The organism is Leeia aquatica (genome assembly GCF_012641365.1).
GTDB lineage: Bacteria > Pseudomonadota > Gammaproteobacteria > Burkholderiales > Leeiaceae > Leeia > Leeia aquatica.
This window is the reverse complement of record NZ_JABAIM010000001.1, coordinates 1736022-1754599: the sequence shown is the minus strand read 5'-3', so window position 1 is coordinate 1754599 and position 18578 is coordinate 1736022. Positions and strand designations below refer to the sequence as shown.

General features: G+C 60.5%; 16 protein-coding genes, 1 other RNA gene and 1 pseudogene. 5 read left to right on the top strand and 13 right to left on the bottom strand.

What is annotated here, in order from left to right:
- Nucleotides 1-227: 227 nt before the first annotated feature.
- From HF682_RS08995 to ilvA, 9 genes and pseudogenes are all read right to left on the bottom strand, one after another.
- Nucleotides 228-1184, bottom strand: a pseudogene (locus HF682_RS08995) (IS5 family transposase).
- Between the two features lie 516 nt (nt 1185-1700).
- Nucleotides 1701-1919 carry a hypothetical protein gene (locus HF682_RS08990; protein WP_168876832.1) on the bottom strand — a complete coding sequence of 73 codons (219 nt, stop codon included), beginning with the start codon at nt 1917-1919 and terminating at the stop codon, nt 1701-1703.
- Nucleotides 1920-1950: 31 nt separating this feature from the next.
- The gene (locus HF682_RS08985) at nt 1951-3555 is read right to left on the bottom strand and encodes a hypothetical protein (RefSeq protein ID WP_168876831.1); all 1605 of its coding nucleotides are present in this window, start codon (nt 3553-3555) and stop codon (nt 1951-1953) included.
- Between the two features lie 155 nt (nt 3556-3710).
- Nucleotides 3711-4679, bottom strand: a complete 969-nt coding sequence (lipA, locus tag HF682_RS08980; RefSeq protein WP_168876830.1) for a lipoyl synthase — start codon at nt 4677-4679, stop codon at nt 3711-3713.
- A 63-nt stretch (nt 4680-4742) separates the two neighbouring features.
- On the bottom strand, nt 4743-5330 hold the full coding sequence (locus tag HF682_RS08975; RefSeq protein ID WP_168876829.1) for an inorganic diphosphatase: 588 nt from the start codon (nt 5328-5330) through the stop codon (nt 4743-4745).
- 20 nt (nt 5331-5350) lie between these two features.
- Nucleotides 5351-6025 (bottom strand): lipoyl(octanoyl) transferase LipB, encoded by a 675-nt coding sequence (lipB, locus tag HF682_RS08970; RefSeq protein WP_205881951.1) that lies wholly within the window; start codon nt 6023-6025, stop codon nt 5351-5353.
- Nucleotides 6026-6295, bottom strand: coding sequence for an HP0495 family protein (locus tag HF682_RS08965; protein ID WP_168876828.1), 270 nt, complete (start codon nt 6293-6295; stop codon nt 6026-6028).
- A 7-nt stretch (nt 6296-6302) separates the two neighbouring features.
- Nucleotides 6303-7454 carry a D-alanyl-D-alanine carboxypeptidase family protein gene (locus HF682_RS08960; protein ID WP_168876827.1) on the bottom strand — a complete coding sequence of 384 codons (1152 nt, stop codon included), beginning with the start codon at nt 7452-7454 and terminating at the stop codon, nt 6303-6305.
- 139 nt (nt 7455-7593) lie between these two features.
- Entirely contained in the window at nt 7594-9123 is a 1530-nt protein-coding gene (gene ilvA, locus HF682_RS08955) for a threonine ammonia-lyase, biosynthetic (protein WP_308418710.1), read from the bottom strand.
- Nucleotides 9124-9259: 136 nt separating this feature from the next.
- On the opposite strand from ilvA, the gene rpiA reads away from it, so the two are divergent.
- From rpiA to corA, 4 genes are read left to right on the top strand one after another with little or no spacing between them, the layout of a single operon-like run.
- The gene (gene rpiA, locus HF682_RS08950) at nt 9260-9943 is read left to right on the top strand and encodes a ribose-5-phosphate isomerase RpiA (protein WP_240947092.1); all 684 of its coding nucleotides are present in this window, start codon (nt 9260-9262) and stop codon (nt 9941-9943) included.
- A 48-nt stretch (nt 9944-9991) separates the two neighbouring features.
- Nucleotides 9992-10702, top strand: coding sequence for a phosphate signaling complex protein PhoU (gene phoU / locus HF682_RS08945; protein WP_168876825.1), 711 nt, complete (start codon nt 9992-9994; stop codon nt 10700-10702).
- Between the two features lie 22 nt (nt 10703-10724).
- Nucleotides 10725-12200 carry an exopolyphosphatase gene (gene ppx / locus HF682_RS08940; protein WP_168876824.1) on the top strand — a complete coding sequence of 492 codons (1476 nt, stop codon included), beginning with the start codon at nt 10725-10727 and terminating at the stop codon, nt 12198-12200.
- Nucleotides 12201-12203: 3 nt separating this feature from the next.
- Nucleotides 12204-13259, top strand: a complete 1056-nt coding sequence (corA, locus tag HF682_RS08935) for a magnesium/cobalt transporter CorA (RefSeq protein WP_168876823.1) — start codon at nt 12204-12206, stop codon at nt 13257-13259.
- Between the two features lie 25 nt (nt 13260-13284).
- On the opposite strand, the gene speA is transcribed toward corA, so the two are convergent.
- From speA to rnpB, 4 genes are all read right to left on the bottom strand, one after another.
- Nucleotides 13285-15177, bottom strand: coding sequence for an arginine decarboxylase (gene speA / locus HF682_RS08930; protein WP_168876822.1), 1893 nt, complete (start codon nt 15175-15177; stop codon nt 13285-13287).
- 176 nt (nt 15178-15353) lie between these two features.
- Complete coding sequence (locus HF682_RS08925) at nt 15354-16412, bottom strand: Gfo/Idh/MocA family protein (protein WP_168876821.1); 1059 nt, start codon at nt 16410-16412, stop codon at nt 15354-15356.
- A gap of 83 nt (nt 16413-16495) precedes the next feature.
- On the bottom strand, nt 16496-17422 hold the full coding sequence (gene gnd / locus HF682_RS08920) for a phosphogluconate dehydrogenase (NAD(+)-dependent, decarboxylating) (RefSeq protein WP_168876820.1): 927 nt from the start codon (nt 17420-17422) through the stop codon (nt 16496-16498).
- An 82-nt stretch (nt 17423-17504) separates the two neighbouring features.
- Nucleotides 17505-17885: RNase P RNA component class A (gene rnpB / locus HF682_RS08915), an RNA gene on the bottom strand.
- Nucleotides 17886-17978: 93 nt separating this feature from the next.
- Between rnpB and HF682_RS08910 the strand changes: the two genes are divergently transcribed.
- Nucleotides 17979-18575: a TMEM175 family protein gene (locus tag HF682_RS08910; RefSeq protein ID WP_168876819.1), complete on the top strand. Its 597-nt coding sequence runs from the start codon at nt 17979-17981 to the stop codon at nt 18573-18575.
- Nucleotides 18576-18578: the final 3 nt, after the last annotated feature.

The window sequence follows — 18578 nt, the reverse complement described above, 5'->3', positions numbered from 1 at the left end:
AGGGCGGCTTGAACATTCGGCCGAATCATACTGCTCGGTGTCCGCCGCCTTGGTTTGCTCCCACTTGCAGCCTTGCTTGGGAACCCCTGAACAAGCCCCCGAAGGGCACACTCAACCTGCGGCAGACGCTCTTTTGCCCCATTTGAGCCCAATATCCCCCGCAAACCGGCCTTGGGAACCCTAGGCCTTCACCGTCTTTGAGAGGGGTTTCCCATCTCCTGACGGATTTATCCCATCAGCAACCGTTTGCGTGCCAGGTACAGGTTGACCAAGGCAAACAACACTTCTACCTGCACCCGGTACTTTATCAGCCCACGATAACGTACCTTCGCATAGCCAAATTGCTGCTTCAGCACCCGGAACGGGTGTTCCACCTTTGCTCTCAGTCTGGGCAGCAACTGGTTGAAGGCGCGCTGCCCGGCTTCCAGTCCCTGTCCAGCCTGCCGCTTGTACGGCGTCAGCATGCGGATGCCTTGGCGTTCATGGGTGTGACCGAAGGTCCGGTCCTTGCGATGGTAACCGCCATCGCCGATTACCAGCTGTTCTTCTCCATGCAGCAGCTGGTCGGTCATGCGGATGTCGGCGACTTTGGCGGTGGTGAGCTGTACGCTGTGGATCAGGCCACTGTCCATGTTGACGCCGATGTGGGCCTTGGCTCCGAAGTACCATTGATTGCCCTTCTTGGTTTGGCTCATCTCCGGGTCACGCTTCCCGGCCTGGTTCTTGGTCGAACTGGGGGCGGCGATCAGGGTGGGATCCACCAAGGTGCCCTGTCGCAGCAGCAGTCCTTGCTGGCTAAGCAGGGCATTGACTGCGGCCAGCTGTTGCGGGGCCAGCTGATGTCGCTCCAGCAGGTGGCGGAAGTTCAGGATGGTGGTTTCATCCGGCATGCGGTCGTTACCGGCATCCAGTCCGGCGAAGGCGCGCATGAGGGGGATGTCGTGCCGGGCTTCTTCCATGGCCGGGGCGGAGAGGGCGAACCATTGCTGCATGAAGTGGATGCGCAGCATGGTTTCCAGGGCAAACGGCTGTTGCCAGCGACCGGGTTTGGGGTAGTGGGGTTCGAACAGGGCGCACAGCTGGGGCTAAGGTACTACCTGTTCCATTTCAGAGAGAAAGTGTTGCTTGCGGGTGGCTTTGGGTTGGTGAACAAAGCCTTGGTCGGCAAAGCTGATCTGTTTCATGGCAGGCTGGCAGTGGTAGTGGGTGGGCTTGTGCTATGTTACCGGATCGGGAACTTGTTCAGGGGTTCCCTAGCAGTCAGGCCCCACATAATTACGCACCCCTCTCAAGAATAAATGGGATAGGAATGTCGCCAATACTTGAATGGCAGCAGCGGGGCCTCATGCTGCAGCGCCTTCAGTGGCAAACAGTTATTCATAGCGACATAGCGTTTGCGGCAGGCTTTGGCACTGCTGAAGCGGGTCAAACATAGCTCCTGCGCCAACCGGCCATCGAAGTGCTCCACCGTGCAGCCTGTGCATTCCGCCCATCTGCGCCGGGGCCTCCAGTGTCAGCGCCAGTACCAGCCGCAGCAAGCTCAACAGCACCTGGCAGAGTGTCACCCAGCAGAGTGGTCTGTTGGCCGGGGATGGCGGCTTCGACGTCAACGTCGGCCATGGTCATGAACGCCAAAGGCCAAGCTGAGAGCACCACCTACGCCGGCAAGATACGGTCAACCAGCGCAGGTCCCAAGTGTATCAAACATGCAAGATGCCATGGCCGTATTCACGTATCAGCCGATCAACCACTGCGCGCTCATGGGGTGTCAGGGTTGCTTCGTCAACAAAGCGCCAGTTCCGTTCGTAGAGGTCGAACGCCTCCTCACCGGTGATCACATCATGGGGGTTGCGGTTCCATGCGATCAGGCGGAGCTGGGGGAGGTCCCCAATGATGAAAGTGCCGGCTGTGATGCTCATAGCGTAATGATGACCCAGGCTGGGGGTATGATCAAACAAGAGGCTCGGGAGCCAAATCCAGTCCATCCAGATACAACCGGACCGCATGCATCAGTGAGGTTTCGCAGCCTTCCTCCCCGCTGTGGATAGGCAATACCTGTACAAATGGTTCGTTTGCTTCAACGGACACATGGTGATGCATGAGGTCATGGCTGATGACCAGAAACACCACTGCTCTTCGCAGCCGGTTGACTCCATCTTCGCCGTCCATAAAAAGCTTGGGGTCAATAACCCCCTCGTCATCATGAATCAGTGGCGCAGGAACCGTCCAGCCATCCTGTTCACTGGCAGTCAGTAGAGTAATCGTGACGTCCTTCATCTGCTGCAGCTTCTGCAATAACGGCATCAGAAACGCAGGAGGTGGTTGCGGTGAACTCATAGCAACCGACAGTGCAGTAGGGCGGACGCGACGGTTCGAGCCAGCTTCTCCGATGGCGGCTTCCGGGATACCTGGGCCTGCAGAGAAACCGCCACTTGTACTGGTTGTAGTCAACCCTTGATCACGCCAGACGGGTTTCTTGGTCAAATCAGGAAAACGGTGCTCAGCACGCAGGTGCCGGGGGCGAGGTTGGAGCTGGTTGGATGGGTCTTGTTCAACCAAACGCTGATCAGCGCTATCCGCTACTGCGCGATGGCGGTTCGTGTCTCCGCAAGGATGTGCCGAACCGCCAGTGTTTTCCAGAATAGGCCTTGGCCTGATATCGCTGGTTTCGTATTTGAGGCTTTTGAAGGGGAAGGGATGTGAACAGGAGCGCAGGTTGAAGACAATAAAGGTTCTGTCAGGGCCACCCTCGCCAGGTAGCCATTTGCCCGCAGCCGTCAGGCTGGTAATCCCTTCAAAGGGGAAGAAGCATTGTGGGTAAATGGCGTGCCCTGCTGTCGACGCTTTGAGTATGGACGTTCCAATCGCCATTGCAGCGTGCCAGGCTTCTTTACATAGGTACAGGCGACCGATGTCTGAGGCTGATGCCCCAGAGATCTGTGCAGCAAGCTTCAGCACAAGCTGGCGTGTTTTGCTGTCGAACCTGGCTTGGGTGTAAAGGGTATCTCGCTGCAACGGTGGTAGAAACAGCGCGGTAAGCAAACTACTGGAAGAACCAAAGTAAAAGCGAATGAGCTCCATACAGGGCACAATGATTCGCCGACCATCTGGCAGGCTTAGCTCGATGCAATAGGCGTGGGTGCCGCGTCGGTGCCAAGGATGCTCCGGTAAGGGCAGCAGGAAGCCCTTGTCGTCTTTGTTCAGTCCTGCTTTGACCAGCGTTGATGTCTCTGGGCCAATCTGGAGGTGGGGAAATGTCTCAAGTTGATAGTCAGGTCGAGAAGCCAACTGCTGGTTTTGCCAGACATCACCGACACGTAGCAGTGCAAGCGTTCCGACAGAAACCCAGCGACCCATCTGACCTTTGGCGAAATCAGTCGCGGCAGGATTGAGTAATACTGAGGGATTCGCCAAGGCATCAGGGTCAGTCACCGGCGACATGTGAACAAAGACCGAGGGCTGCTGCCGTCGGAGATGACGATTCGGAAAGGCCAGATCGCCAAACCAGTCAATACGCCATGCAGTATTCCCTTCGGGAAAGGCGGCAAGGCGCAAGGGCCTGGCTGGGCTTGAAGGCGTGTTCTCCTTCAGTGGCAAACTCCAGTTAAGTCATTGTAGATAATAGGATTTCATAGGAAGGAGTGCGAAGCCATAAACTGAACTTTCGCATTCCTTTCTAAATTTTCGCATTTAATTCTGATCGCTCACAACTACACCCCGGCACCGTGGGCTTGCTGGTCGGCGTGGTAGCTGGAGCGGACCAGGGCGCCGACGGCGGCGTGTTTGAAGCCCATGTCGTAGGCGGCTTGCTCGAACACCTTGAACTGCTGCGGGGTGACGTAGCGGAGGACCGGCAGGTGGTGGCTGGAGGGCTGCAGGTATTGGCCGATGGTGATCATGTCGATGTTGTGGGCGCGCATGTCGCGCATCACTTCGAATACTTCTTCATCGGTTTCACCCAGGCCGACCATGATGCCGGATTTGGTGGGGATGTGAGGGAAGCGTTCCTTGAAGGTTTTCAGCAGTTGCAGCGAGTGGGCGTAATCGGAGCCGGGGCGGGCTTGCTTGTACAGGCGCGGCGCGGTTTCCAGGTTGTGGTTCATGATGTCGGGGGTGCCGCGTGAGAGCACATCCAGCGCCAGGTCCATGCGGCCGCGGAAGTCCGGCACCAGCACCTCGATCTGGGTGGCGGGGGAGAGCTCGCGTACGGCCTGGATGACATCTACAAAGTGCTGGGCACCACCGTCACGCAGGTCGTCTCGGTCCACGCTGGTGATCACCACGTATTTGAGGCGCAGCTTGGCTACGGTCTCGGCCAGGTGGCGCGGCTCGTTCGGGTCCAGCGGGTTGGGGCGGCCATGGCCCACATCACAGAAGGGGCAGCGACGGGTACAGATGTCGCCCATGATCATGAAGGTGGCGGTGCCACTGCCAAAGCATTCGCCAATGTTCGGACAGCTGGCTTCTTCACACACGGTGTGCAGCTTCTGCTCGCGCAGGATGTCCTTGATCTCGTGGAAACGTGCGCTGTTGGGTGATTTGACGCGAATCCAGTCCGGCTTTTTCAGCGGCGTTTCCAGCGGCACGATCTTGATCGGGATGCGCGAGGTTTTGCCTTCGCCTTTGAGTTTGACACCAACAGGTTTGCTGGCGGGTTTGGCTTCGGTGGGGGCAGACATGGCAGTTTCCAGAGGGCAGTCACCCCCGTGGCGATTGGGCGCACGGGGGCAGGTACAGCGTGTTTACTCGGCGAACTTCGGCAGGTATTCCACGTTGTAGCGTTCAACGCATTCGTCAACAATCTTGACGGCTTCGTCCGGGCTGAAGAAGCCGTTTACCTTGCAGGTGCCAGGCTTCTTCAGGTCTTTGTAGTGTTCCCAATAGTACTGGTTTTCTTTCTTCCAGTAGTCGCCCAGATCGTCGATGGTCTTGATGTGGTCCACGCGCTTGTCGTCGGCCAGTACGGCGATGATCTTGTCGTCCACTTCGCCGCCGTCGTCAAACTTCATCACGCCGATGATGCGGGCTTCCACCAGCGAGCCCGGCACCAGGGCTTCGGTCACGTTCACGATCACGATGTCCAGCGGGTCGCCGTCGTGGTCCCAGGTGCACGGGATGCAGCCGTAGGTGGCCGGGTAGGCCAGCGAGGAGAAACCCACGCGGTCCAGCTTCAGCTGGCCGCTCTCGGTGATGATTTCGTACTTGTTGATGCTGCCGGCGCTGACTTCGATCAGGGCGTTCAGGCGCAGGCTGTCACGCTCGGCAAAAGCCGGCAGAACGTGCAGCAGGTTCAGCATGTACTTGGACGGTTTGTGGTCAATGTTGGCCATGTGGATTCCAGCTCAAGAGGTTAAACGGAAGCTACGGGTTCCGGCAGCTGCGGCAGGGTAGCGGCAGCGGCCTGTAAACGACAGGACGGGGTAATGGTCTGGTGCAACATCAGCAGCAATTCTTCCTGCAATTGATCCAGCGGGGTGTTCACGCCGAGGTCGGCTGTCCGGCTGACCGCCATGCCTTGATAGCCACAGGGGTTGATCCAGCCAAACGGGGTCAGGTCGAGGTCCACATTCAGGCTCAGCCCGTGGTAGCTGCAGCCGCGACGCACGCGCAGCCCCAGCGCCGCAATCTTGGCGCCATCTTCCAGATAAACGCCCGGCGCAGCATCGTCGCCGTGAGCGCTAACACCATGATTGCTCAGCAAGTTTACCACGGACTGCTCCATTTTGCGGACCAATTCGCGGACGCCCAGCTGATGGCGTTTCAGGTCCAGCAGCAGGTAGGCAATGATCTGACCGGGAGCGTGATAGGTGATCTGGCCACCACGGTCGATCTTCAGCAGCGGGATATCGCTGGCCTGCAGCAGGTGTTCCGGTTTGCCGGCCATGCCCAGGGTGTAGATGGGCGGATGCTGCAGCAGCCACACCTCATCCGGCGTGTCGGCGCTGCGGCGCGCGTTGAAATCCTGCATGGCCCGCCATACTGGCTCAAACGGCATCACACCAAAGCGACGGACCAGCAGATCCATTTACAGCACCACCTTGACAAGGGGGTGGCTGGACAGGGCCCGGTACAAGTCATCCAGCTGAGCTTTGGAGGTGGCATTGACGGTGCAGGTGAGCGACAGGTAGTTGCCGCTGCTGCTGGCGCGCATTTCCACGGTGCTGGCATCAAAGTCCGGCGCATGCTGCAGCACCACGGCGACAATGGTCTGCGCAAAATCATCCTGCCGCACGCCCATGATCTTCAGGGGGAAGGCGCAGGGAAAGGTCAGCAGGGTGTCTTCAGTATTGGACATGGCAGCCTCACTCAAACCACAGCTTCATGCTGTCCCACATACGGCCAAACACCCCGGCTTCCGGTACCGCCTTCATGGCGGCGACCGGGTAGGTGCCCATGGCCTGACCATCGAGGGACAGCATCAGCTTGCCCACCACCTGGCCGCTGGCGATCGGGGCGGTCAGCGGTTGCTGGGTCACCAGCTGTGCTTTCAGGCGCTTCTCGGCACCGCGTGGCAGGTTGATGTACAGGTCTTGCGGCATGCCGACCGAGACTTGCTCCTGCTCACCCTTCCACACTTTGACCTGCTGTAGCACCTGCCCCTTGCTGTACAGCTTGGGGGTCGCGAAGAACTGGATGCCGTAGTTCAGCAGCTTCAGGCTTTCTGTGGCGCGTACCGTATCACTGCTGGCCCCCACCAGCACCGAAATCACGCGGCGACCATCCCGCTTCATGGTGCTGACCAGGCAATAACCGGCCGATTCGGTATGGCCGGTCTTCATGCCGTCCACATTCGGATCACGCCACAACAGCAGGTTCCGGTTGGGCTGCTTGATGTTGTTGTAGCTGAATTCCTTCATGCTGTAGATGGGGAAGAATTGCGGGTAGTCGCGAATGATGGCACTGGCCAGCAGCGACAAGTCGCGCGCCGTGGTGTAGTGCTGTGGATCGGGCAGACCGGTGCTGTTCATGAAGTGGGTCGACTTCATGCCCAGCTTCTGCGCGGTCTGGTTCATCATGTTGGCGAACACTTCTTCCGAGCCGGCAATGCCTTCGGCCAGCGTGATGCTGGAATCATTGCCACTCTGGATGATCATGCCGTGAATCAGGTCGTCCACCTTCACCTGTGAGTTCGGCTTGATGAACATGCGGGAGCCTTCCGCCTTCCATGCCTTTTCCGACACGGTCAGCATCTGGTCCAGCTTCAGGCGGCCTTCCTTTACCGCCTGGAAGGAGAGGTAGGCGGTCATCAGCTTGGTCAGCGACGCCGGCTCAATGCGTTTGTCCGGGTCCACACTGGCCAGCATCGTGCCGGTTTGAAAATCGGTGACGATATAGGCTTTGGCGGCGATGGGCGGCGGCGGTGGTACCGGCAGCGCGGCACGGGCCAGCGGCGCAGCCAGGCAGGCCAGCCACAGCAGGGAGCGAGTGATCAGGGGAGAGCGGAACAGGTTCATGGGCGCGACAACTTCCGGCGATCCGCCCGCAGGGCGGTGTGCAAAAAAACGGCATTATAGCGGAAAGCAGGGTGGCCTTGCTGCCGCTATTGCCCGGTCTGGCCAGTTCAGACCGGGCAGGGGCCGAAAGATTCCGTGCTCAGGACGCCAGAAACAGCCGGTAGGCCGGGTTATCCGTTTCTTCCTGATACTCGTAGCCCAGTGCATCCAGGAAGGATTGAAACGCCGCGCGATCGGACGACGGTACCTGAATGCCGACCAGCACCCGGCCGTAATCCGCGCCATGGTTGCGATAGTGGAACAGGGAGATGTTCCAGCCCGCGCTCATGCTGTTCAGGAAATTCAGCAAGGCACCGGGGCGCTCCGGAAATTCGAAACGCAGCAGGCGCTCATTATCGACGTCCGCCCGACCACCGACCAGATGGCGGATATGCAGCTTGGCCAGCTCATTGTCGGTGAGGTCTACCGTGGTATGGCCTTGTGCGGACAGCTGGCTGACCAGATTGCGCGCCTCGTCCCGGTTGCCGACCTGTACGCCAACAAAGATATGCGCCGCACCCGGGCCGGCGTAGCGGTAATTGAACTCGGTGATGGCACGGTTGCCAATCTGCTGCAGGAAGGACTTGAAGCTGCCGGGCTGCTCCGGAATGGTGACTGCAATCACCGCCTCGCGGGCCTCGCCCACTTCTGAGCGCTCGGCCACATAGCGCAGACGGTCGAAATTCATATTGGCCCCGGACGCCACCGCCACCAGCGTCATGCCCTGGCTTTCCGGATGGGCAGCGGCCCAGGCTTTGGCACCGGCAATGGCTACCGCGCCGGAAGGTTCCAGAATCGAGCGGGTATCCTCAAACACATCCTTGATGGCGGCACACAGCTCATCATTGCTGACCCGGATCACCCCGTCCAGATGCTGCTGGCACAGCGCAAAGCAGTGCTCGCCCACCATGCGCACCGCCACACCATCGGCAAACAGGCCCACATGGGGGAGCCGCACCCGCTCACCCGCCGTGAGGGATTCCGCCATCGAGGCGGCTTCGGTGGGCTCGACGCCGATCACCTTGATCCATGGCTTCAGGCGTTTGACGTAAAACGCCACCCCGGCCGCCAGCCCGCCGCCGCCAATCGGCACAAAGATCACGTCCATATGCTTGCGCTGGCGCAGCACCTCCATGGCGACCGTGCCTTGCCCGGCGATCACATGCGGGTCGTCAAACGGCGGAATGAAGGTTGCGCCGCGCTCAAGGGCCAATTGCTGCGCATACTGGTTGGTGAGGTCGAAATTGTCACCGTGCAGGATGACCTCTGCGCCACGGGCACGTACCCCTTCTACCTTGATCATCGGTGCCGTGGCGGGCATGCAGATGGTGGCTTTGCAACCCAGGGTCTGTGCCGCCAGTGCCACCCCCTGTGCGTGATTGCCCGCCGAAGCGGCAATCACGCCGCAGGCCAGCTGCTCCGGGCTCAGCTGGGCCAGCCGGTTGTAAGCGCCGCGAATCTTGAAGGAAAACACCGGCTGCATGTCTTCACGCTTGAGCAGTACGGTGTGGCCCAGGCGGCGGGACAAGCTGCGTGCTTCATCCAGCGGGGTTTCAATCGCCACGTCGTACACCGGCGCGGTCAGGATGGCTTCCAGATAATCGAAAGGTTGGGTGGTCGAAGCAGTCACGGTAGGCCTGTTGATTCTATAATGGAGTCTGTTTGGCGGGAGGTTGCGCTGAAATCCGCATCTTGCCCTGCAGCATAACAGGCCGTGCCCTGTTACAGAAGCACTACACCATGCCCAGTAACCAGACGGAAAATCCATGAGCGCTACCCTGACCCAAGACCAGCAGAAACAGGCCGCTGCCCGTGCCGCCATCGACTTCATCGAGGACGGCTGGGTGGTGGGTGTCGGCACCGGCTCCACCGCCAATTACTTCATTGACGCGCTGGCCGAGATCAAGCAGCGTATCGACGGCGCGGTCGCCAGCTCCGAAGCGTCAGCTGCACGGCTGAAGGCCCATGGCATCCGGGTGTTTGAACTGACTGCCGTTGGCGAAATGCCGATCTATGTCGATGGTGCGGACGAGATCAATGGCCAGTGGCAAATGATCAAAGGCGGGGGCGCTGCGCTCACCCGTGAGAAGATCGTGGCGCAGTGCTGCAAGCAGTTTGTCTGCATCGCTGATGCCAGCAAGCAGGTACGGGTGCTGGGTCAATTTCCGCTGCCGGTGGAGGTGATCCCGATGGCACGTAGTCTGGTCGGACGGGAGCTGGTCAAGCTGGGCGGGCATCCGGCCTGGCGCGAGGGGGTGGTCACCGACAACGGCAACTGGATTCTGGATGTGCACGGCCTGACCATCGCCGAGCCGATCAAGCTGGAAACTGCGATCAACCAGATCCCGGGCGTGGTTACCAATGGACTGTTTGCCCTGCGGCCTGCCAATGTACTGCTGCTGGGTACGCCGGATGGAGTGGTGCGCAGCAATAACACATTTGTCATGTAAGGCTGGCATCATAGGCCGATTTATCACCGTATTCCCAAGGGGACGCACATGCCGGAGCATTTTTCCAAGCAGTTTGACCAGGAACTGGAACATGTACGTGGCCGCGTACTGGAGATGGGCGGGCTGGTTGAAGAGCAGATCAAGGACGCGCTGAATGGTCTGGCCAATGCCGACCTGCCGCTGCTGGACAAGGTGGTGAGCCTGGATCACAAGGTGAACATGCTGGAGGTGCAGCTGGATGAGGAATGCCAGCACATCATCGCGCGCCGCCAGCCGACGGCGGGTGACATGCGCATGGTGTTCACCGTGATCAAGACCATTACCGACCTGGAGCGGATTGGCGATGAGGCGGAGAAGATCGCCCGCATGAGCCGCAATATCTACCAGTCGGGCCGGGTGCAGGTGCCGCGCTTTACCGAGATCAAGCACGCGGCCGAGCTGGCGCTGCGCATGCTGCGCAAGTCGCTGGACGCGTTTGCCCGGCTGGATGCCGGCCTGGCGGCGCAGGTGGTGCGAGAAGACATGCAGGTGGATGAAGAATACCGTGCCATCATCCGCCAGCTGATCACCTTCATGATGGAAGACCCGCGCACCATTTCGACGTCGATCGACATCATCACCATTGCCAAGGCCATCGAGCGGATTGGCGACCACGCCAAAAACATGTCAGAGTATGTAGTATTCATGGTCAAGGGCAAGGACATCCGCCATCTCTCGCTGGCGGACGCGGAACGCGCGGCCCTCGACAACGACAACTGAGCCTTATTCGCAGGAGATCGCATTGAGCTTCGACACCATTGCCGCCGTAGACTTGGGTTCCAACAGTTTTCGTCTGCAGGTGGCAAGGGTGGTCGATGACCAGATCTACCCGCTGGATTCGCTGAAAGATACGGTGCGGCTGGGCGCAGGCCTGCAGGCGGATGGCTCGCTGGATGCCGACACCATGAAGCGCGCGCTGCATTGCCTCAAGCGCTTTGGCGAACGCCTGCGGCAGTTGCCGCCAGAGGCGGTGCGTGCGGTGGGTACCAATACCCTGCGGGTGGCCAAGAACGCCAGCAGCTTCATGGACGAGGCTCAGGCCGCGCTGGGGGTGCCAATTGAAATCATCGCCGGGCGGGAAGAGGCGCGGCTGATTTATCTGGGCGCTTCGCATTCGCTGCCGGCGACCCGCGAAAAGCGGCTGGTGGTGGATATTGGCGGTGGCTCGACTGAATTCATCATTGGCAGCCATTACAAGCCGCTGAAGATGGAAAGCCTGTTCATGGGCTGCGTCAGCTACAGCCTGAAGTACTTCCCCGGTGGCAAGATCACCAAGTCGGCCTTGCAGGAAGCTACGCTGGCAGCCCGCTCCGAGCTGGAAGCCATTGCCGGTGAGTTCGGGCCGGAAGAGTGGCAGCTGGCGATTGGCACTTCAGGTACGGCGCGCTCGCTGTCTGACATTCTGGAGTTGAATGACCTCTCGCCCTCCGGTATTACCGCAGAAGGCATGGAAAAACTGGAGCAGATCCTGCTCAAGGCGGGTAGCGTCAGCGCGCTGCAGCTCAATGGTTTGCGACAGGACCGCGCACCGGTATTGCCAGGCGGCTTTGCCATCATGCGCGCCGTGTTCGCCGAGCTGGGCATTCAGCAAATGAGTATTACCCTGGGGGCGCTGCGCGACGGGGTGCTGTATGACCTGATCGGGCGACATCACCACAAGGACATGCGTGACACCACGGTGACCCAGTTCAAGCGTCGCTACCATGTCGACGTCAAACAGTCGCAGCGGGTGAGCGAGCTGTCGCGCCTGCTGTGCCAGCAGCTGGGCGGCAACCGGGTGGATGAGCACGCGCTGCAACAGCTGGACTGGGCCAGCAAGTTGCACGAAATCGGCCTCTCGGTATCGCATACCGCTTACCACAAGCACTCGGCCTATATTCTGGAACATGCCGACATGCCGGGTTTCTCCCGCCCGGAACAGCATCGGTTGTCTGAGCTGGCGCTGGCACACCGTGGCAAGTTGGGCAAGCATGAAGCGATGCTCAATCAGCCCGGCCTGTTCCGTGAACAGGTGATGGCCCTGCGGCTGGCGGTGCTGTTTCACCGCAACCGCCGTGACATGGAGATGCCGCCGGTACAGCTGAGCCAGCAAGGCAAGCAGGTGAACCTGAAGCTGGCGGGGGACTGGCTGGCGGAGCACCCGCTGACCGCCACCGCCTTGGTGCAGGAAGCCGAAGTCTGGCGGGATGTGGGCGTCCAGCTGCAGGTGAAGGACTAAGGCGTGAAGCGCGCCCGCCCGCACGGACGGCAAAAGAAGGCAGGCCTGCCGCCCGGTAGTCTGGTGCACGTGGGTGAGGTCAAGACCGAACCCCGGCTGGACCTGCTGTGCTATGACGAGCAGCAGCTGACGCGCCATGGCCAGCTATCGGCACTCGACCAACCTGGTTTGCCGTCACAACAGTGGCTCAATGTCTATGGCCTGCAGGACACGCAGCTGCTGACCCAGATCGGTGAGCGCTATGGCTTGCACCCGCTGGTGCTGGAAGACATCCTCAATACTGAGCAGCGCCCCAAGCTGGATTTGTATCCCAACTGCCTGTTTCTGGTGGTGCACCGGCATGGTTACGATAGCGAGGGCGAGTTGCAGACCGAGCAGGTCAGCTTTGTGCTGGGGCGTGGCTGGCTGCTGACCTTCCAGGAGCAGCCCAGCGGTCAGTTCTCCGGCGTACGGGAACGTTTGCTGTCTGCGCAGCCGCAGCAGCGCAAAGGCGGCGTGGATTACCTGATGTACTCGCTGGTGGACGCCGTGGTAGACCAGCACTTTGCCCTGATCGAGAAACTGGGTGACCGGATCGAGGCGCTGGAAGATGAGCTGATGGGCAAGGGCTCTCACAGCGGCTTGCTGGCGGCCATTTACCAGCTCAAACGGCAGGCCAGTTGTCTGCGCCGTTCGCTGTGGCCACTACGCGAATGCTTGAATGGCCTCACCCGCGACGATGGCGATTACTTTCTGGCCGAAACCCAGCTCTATCTGCGTGATGTTTACGATCATGCCATTCATGCGCTGGAGTCGCTGGAATCCCTGCGTGACCAGATGGCGGGCATTCTGGACATCCATGTCACCGTCAGCAGCCATGCACTCAACCAGGACATGCGGGTGCTGACGGTGATCACCACCATCTTCATGCCGCTCACCTTGCTGTCGTCCATCTACGGCATGAATTTTGACTACATGCCGGAACTGCACTGGCGTTGGGGCTACTATGTGCTGCTGGGGGGCATGGCGCTGGTGGCGGTCGGCATGGGGCTGTTCTTCTGGCGGCGGCGCTGGCTGTAGCCCGCGCCCGTCGCCATCACCCGACTCAGACCGACAGGTAGGACGAGCGCGTCAATCCTAGCCGCAAGGCATCCAGATACGCGGTGCGCTCTTCATCCGGCAGGCTGGACGAGGCCACTTTGTCCCGATAGCGGGTCATCAGCTGGTCGGGCTGCATGTGCACATAGCGCAACATGTCCTCGATGGTGTCGTGTACTTCCAGCCCGGCATGGCGAATCTGGCCTTGGGCGTCCATATAGACGTTGACCGAGTCGGTATCGCCAAACAGGTTGTGCATATCGCCCAGGATTTCCTGATAGGCACCCACCATGAAGAAGCCCACCAGATATTCCTCGCCTTCCGCGACTTCGTGCACCGGCAGGCTGCTCTCAATACTCTGCTCGTCGACGTACTGCTTGATCTTGCCGTCCGAATCGCAGGTCAGGTCCTGCAGCACGGCGCGGCGGGTCGGCGCCTGCTCCAGCCGGTGAATCGGCAGAATGGGCAGCACCTGATTGATCGCCCAGGTATCCGGCAGGCTCTGGAACACCGAGAAATTGCAGATGTACTTGTCGGCCATCTTGTCGTGCAGCTCATCCAGCACCTGGCGGTGTGAGCGCTGGGTGGCCTGCAGCAGGTTGAGCATGCGACGGCACAGGGCGAAATAGCACTGTTCGCCCAGCGCCTTCTGCGCCAGCGTCAGCTTGCCTTCAGCGTACTGGTTGCTGATGTCGCTCATGTAATGGGCGGCGCGATAGTAAGTCTCGGTCGCCATTTCAATGTCGTTCTGCGCGAGTAGCTCAACCAGCCACTGGATGATTTCCGGCTGCGCCCGCACCGCTTCCGGGTCCTGCAGCAGGGCCGGCACACTGTCGTCGTGGCGTTCAACATCGGTGACGTTGACGATCAGCAGTGCATGGTGGGCGGTCATCGCACGGCCGCTTTCCGACATGATGTGCGGATGCGGCAGGTTATGCTCGTCGCAGAACTCCTTGAGCATGCTGACGATCAGACCTGCATACTCATCCAGATCGTAGTTGATGGACGAAGGATTGCGCGAGTGGGTACCGTCGTAGTCCACCCCAAGGCCCCCACCGACATCGACGCGGTCGATGGGCAGGCCCAGCGCGCGCAGTTCGGCATAATAGCGGATGGCCTCGCGGAAGCCCGACTGGTAATCCGCCAGATTGGCAATCTGTGAGCCCATATGGAAGTGCAGCAGGCGCACGCCATCGCCCACCCCGGCCTGCTGGAAGCGCTGTACCACCGACAGCAATTGCGCGGCGGACAAGCCAAACTTGGCACGCTCGCCACCGGTATCGGCCCACTTGCCAGACGCCAGCGATGACAGGCGCACCCGCACCCCTACCTGAGGCAGTACGCCCAGCTTGGCGGCCTCATCAATCACCAGCTGAACTTCGGATTCCTTCTCGATCACGATGTAAACATTGTGGCCGAGTTTCTGCCCCATCAGCGCCAGCTTGACGAACTCGCGGTCCTTATAGCCGTTGCAGCAGATGGTGCAGCCCTTGGGGGCGAGTGCCAGTACCGCCATCAGTTCCGGCTTGGAGCCCGCTTCCAGCCCGATGGAGGCGTGCTGGGTACCGATGATGCTTTCGATCACCGGCTCTTGCTGGTTGACCTTGATCGGATACAGCGCGGTGTACTGGTTCTGGTAGCCAAATTTGGCAATGTTCTCGACAAAGGCACCGGTCAGCTGTCGTACACGAGCCTGCAAGATGTCGGGAAAGCGCACCAGCATGGGCATCGACAGTCCGGCCTGGCGCAGGCTACCGGCCAGGGTGTAGAGGTCGAGCGCATGCCCGCCTTTGCCGTGCGGACGCACCAGCACATGGCCTTGGTCATTGATGTCGAAAAACCCGGCACCCCATTGGCGGATACCGTATACGCTCCGGCTTTGGGCCACGCTCCACGTCATGATGTCATCCTCAAGTTACTCACCGACATCGTGCGCAGGCCAAGCCGTCGCACCCCATGCTGTCGAGGCGCGATTGTAGCAATCTGATATGTCAATGGGGAGAAAAAATCATGGCCCACCGCAGGGGTGGGCCCGTTCCGTTTCGGCTGTGGTATCGGGACGACACCACGCCGCGGTCAGTAGTCCAGCGGCAGGCTGATGCGGCGCCCGTCGCGGGCCGACAGGTACATGGCAATCAACAGCTCGAGCGACTTCAGGCCTTCGCGGCCATCGGTCTCCGGGGCCGCTTCGCCACGCATCACCTTGATCACGTTATCGTAGTACAGCGGGTGACCAAAGCCGTAGACGCTGGTGGTGGCGTAGCTGGCATCGTGAATGCGCTCGTCCATCGGGTGGGGTGTGGCAAACTCCCAATGCTGGATCTCGTTGACGGCGACACCGCCGATCTTCACCGAGCCGGTCTCGCCGAGAATGGTAATGGAGCCTTCCAGATTCTTCGGATAGGTCAGCATGGTGACGTTCATGCTGCCCAGGGCACCGGAGCGCCAGCGCAGGCTGACGGCACCCGTGTCTTCCACCTCGATGTTGCGGGCCAGGGTGGCTGTATAGGCTTGCACGCTCTCCACCGGGCCGACCAGCCAGTCCAGCAGGTCGACATAGTGACTGGCCTGGTTCATGAACGCACCGCCGTCAAACTCCCAGGTGCCGCGCCAGGCATGCGAATCATAGTAAGACTGCGGGCGGGTCCAGAACACGTTGACGTTGACCATGTAAATACGGCCAAAGCGCTTTTCGCTCACTGCCTGCTTCAGCAGTTGCAGCGTCGCGTTGCGGCGGTTCTGCTTGACCACAAACAGGCGTTTGCCGGCCTGATCGGCCGCCTTGACCATGGCCTGACCGTCTTCCCAGCGGGTGGCCATCGGCTTTTCGGTCATCACATGGAAGCCAGCTTGTGAGCAGGCCATACTTTGCATCGGGTGCAGGCCAGACGGGGTGGTGAGGATGATGATGTCCGCCTGGGTTTCCCGCAACAGGGCATCCAGCGTGCTGTGGCCACGCGCACCGGTACGGGCAACGGCGGCAGCCAGCGCCTGTGGGTCGACATCACAGACATCGGTCAGCTCAGCCCGGTCCGCGTGGGTTTCCAGCGCGCCGAAATGATTAGCAGCAATGCGGCCGCAGCCGACCAAGGCAAAGCGGATCTTGCGGTCAGTGATGGTGTCGAAAACGTTCATGGGCAGGGAGACCCGCAGCAAAAGAAGACAAGGACGTGATGCTACCACCAGCGGGGGGCAGGTACCAAACCCGCTGGCCGGAATCAGGCCTTGCCGACGGCGTGGCCGCCAAACGCCTTGCGCATCATCGCCAGCAGTTTGCTGGCGTAATCGTGTTTGCCCTGGCTGGCAAAGCGCATGAACAGTGCATTGCTGATCACCGGCGCGGGCACACCCAGCTCGACCGCTTCCAGTACCGTCCAGCGGCCTTCACCGGAATCCGGCACCTTGGGCTGGATGTCGCTCAGCGTGGTGTCCTGCTGCAAGGTGTCGGCGGTCAGGTCCAGCAGCCAGGAGCGGATCACGCTGCCGTGCCGCCAGACTTCGCTTACGGCTGCCAGATCGAGGTTCAGGTCCTGCTTGGCTTCCATCAGGGCGAAGCCTTCGGCAAAGGCCTGCATCATGCCGTACTCGATACCGTTATGCACCATCTTCACGTAGTGGCCAGCACCGTTCGGGCCACAATGCAGCCAGCCGCGGTCTGCTGCCGGGGCCAGCACTTCCACCAGCGGGCGCACGCGGGCGATGTCGGCTTCATGGCCGCCCAGCATGATGGTGTAGCCATTGTCGCCACCCCAGACGCCGCCAGATACCCCGGCATCGACGAAGCCGATGCCCAGCGCGCGCAGGCGTGCAGCACGGGCCTGGCTGTCCTTGTAATAGGCATTGGCACCATCAATCACCACGTCCCCGGCGGAGAGCAGCGGCAGGATGGTGTTGAGGGTTTGCTCGGAAATCTCGCCGGCTGGCAGCATCAGCCATACCAGACGCGGCTGCGGCAATGCCGAAATGGCGGAGACCAGGCTGTCATGGGCCGTGATCTGTGCATACTCGGCGCTTAACGCCTGCCGGGTCTCGGCAGCCGTATCATAGCCATGAACGGTGACGCCACCGCGCGCCAGACGGCGTGCCATGTTGGCGCCCATTTTGCCCAGCCCGATCAGGGCGACGGCAGAGGGGGTAGGAGACATGGGGGGTATCTATCAAACACAAGGGGCAGCCTGTGGCTACCCGGTGGATCACCGGCAGCCGGGGCTGCCACCTGGAATCGGGTGTGGAAGTCTGCCGATAAGCCGGGTTCTGTTGCCTTGCCCTGTTGCCAGGGCACGACTGACAGTCATTCCTCTAGGCCCGCCATTACTGGCGGACTCAAGCAACCTACCCGCAGGCTCAGGGGGCACCTTCAACGCCTGCCTATTTGGTCTTGCTCCGGATGGGGTTTACCCTGCCAGACCGTGTTGCCACGGCTGCGGTGCGCTCTTACCGCACCTTTTCACCCTTACCTGATCCCCCGGAGGGGCCATCGGCGGTTCAGCTCTCTGTTGCACTTTCCGTCGCCTCGCGACGCCCGGCCGTTAGCCGGCATCCTGCCCTGTGGAGCCCGGACTTTCCTCCCCCGCTGCATGCAACGGCGGCGACTGTCTGGCAAACTTCCGGGCAGCATTCTATCATGCCTGCAACATCAATCTTACAATAATCTGACAGCCGCGGTTTTTGCTGCGGCTGATCGTCACGCAGGGAGGCGGTATGAACAAGAACCGGCTGGAAGCATTCAGTGATGGGGTACTGGCCATCATCCTGACCATCATGGTGCTGGAGATGAAGGTGCCGCACGGCGCAGACTGGGCGATGCTGCAGCCAGTGTTGCCGGTGTTTTTCAGCTATGTGCTGAGCTTTGTCTATATCGGCATCTACTGGAACAACCACCATCACCTGCTGCATGCGGTCAAGCGGGTGAATGGACCGGTGCTTTGGGCCAATCTGCACCTGCTGTTCTGGCTGTCCTTGCTACCCTTTGTCACCGGCTGGATGGGGGAGAACCACTTTGCGCCGGTGCCGACTACCCTTTATGGCGTGGTGCTGCTGGCCTCAGGCGGGGCCTATAACCTGCTGGCCCGCTGCCTGATCCGTACCCAAGGCGAAGGGTCAGTGCTGGCGCGCGCCATGCAGCGTGACCGCAAGGGCTGGCTGTCGCTGGGGGCCTACCTGTTGGCGATCATCCTGTCGTTTGTCGCCCACTGGCTGTCGCAACTGCTGTATGTTGCGGTGGCGCTGATGTGGCTGGTGCCGGAGCGACGGATTGAGCGGGTGCTCAAGGAAGATTGCGAAGCCGGTGAGCAGTAAGGT

Excerpts from the sequence above, each read along its gene's own strand:
- HF682_RS08990 (WP_168876832.1), bottom strand. The coding sequence starts at position 1,919 with ATGAGCATCACAGCCGGCACTTTCATCATTGGGGACCTCCCCCAGCTC.
- lipA (WP_168876830.1), bottom strand. The coding sequence starts at position 4,679 with ATGTCTGCCCCCACCGAAGCCAAACCCGCCAGCAAACCTGTTGGTGTC.
- HF682_RS08975 (WP_168876829.1), bottom strand. The coding sequence starts at position 5,330 with ATGGCCAACATTGACCACAAACCGTCCAAGTACATGCTGAACCTGCTG.
- lipB (WP_205881951.1), bottom strand. The coding sequence starts at position 6,025 with ATGGATCTGCTGGTCCGTCGCTTTGGTGTGATGCCGTTTGAGCCAGTA.
- HF682_RS08965 (WP_168876828.1), bottom strand. The coding sequence starts at position 6,295 with ATGTCCAATACTGAAGACACCCTGCTGACCTTTCCCTGCGCCTTCCCC.
- HF682_RS08960 (WP_168876827.1), bottom strand. The coding sequence starts at position 7,454 with ATGAACCTGTTCCGCTCTCCCCTGATCACTCGCTCCCTGCTGTGGCTG.
- rpiA (WP_240947092.1), top strand. The coding sequence starts at position 9,260 with ATGAGCGCTACCCTGACCCAAGACCAGCAGAAACAGGCCGCTGCCCGT.
- phoU (WP_168876825.1), top strand. The coding sequence starts at position 9,992 with ATGCCGGAGCATTTTTCCAAGCAGTTTGACCAGGAACTGGAACATGTA.
- speA (WP_168876822.1), bottom strand. The coding sequence starts at position 15,177 with ATGACGTGGAGCGTGGCCCAAAGCCGGAGCGTATACGGTATCCGCCAA.
- HF682_RS08925 (WP_168876821.1), bottom strand. The coding sequence starts at position 16,412 with ATGAACGTTTTCGACACCATCACTGACCGCAAGATCCGCTTTGCCTTG.
- gnd (WP_168876820.1), bottom strand. The coding sequence starts at position 17,422 with ATGTCTCCTACCCCCTCTGCCGTCGCCCTGATCGGGCTGGGCAAAATG.
- HF682_RS08910 (WP_168876819.1), top strand. The coding sequence starts at position 17,979 with ATGAACAAGAACCGGCTGGAAGCATTCAGTGATGGGGTACTGGCCATC.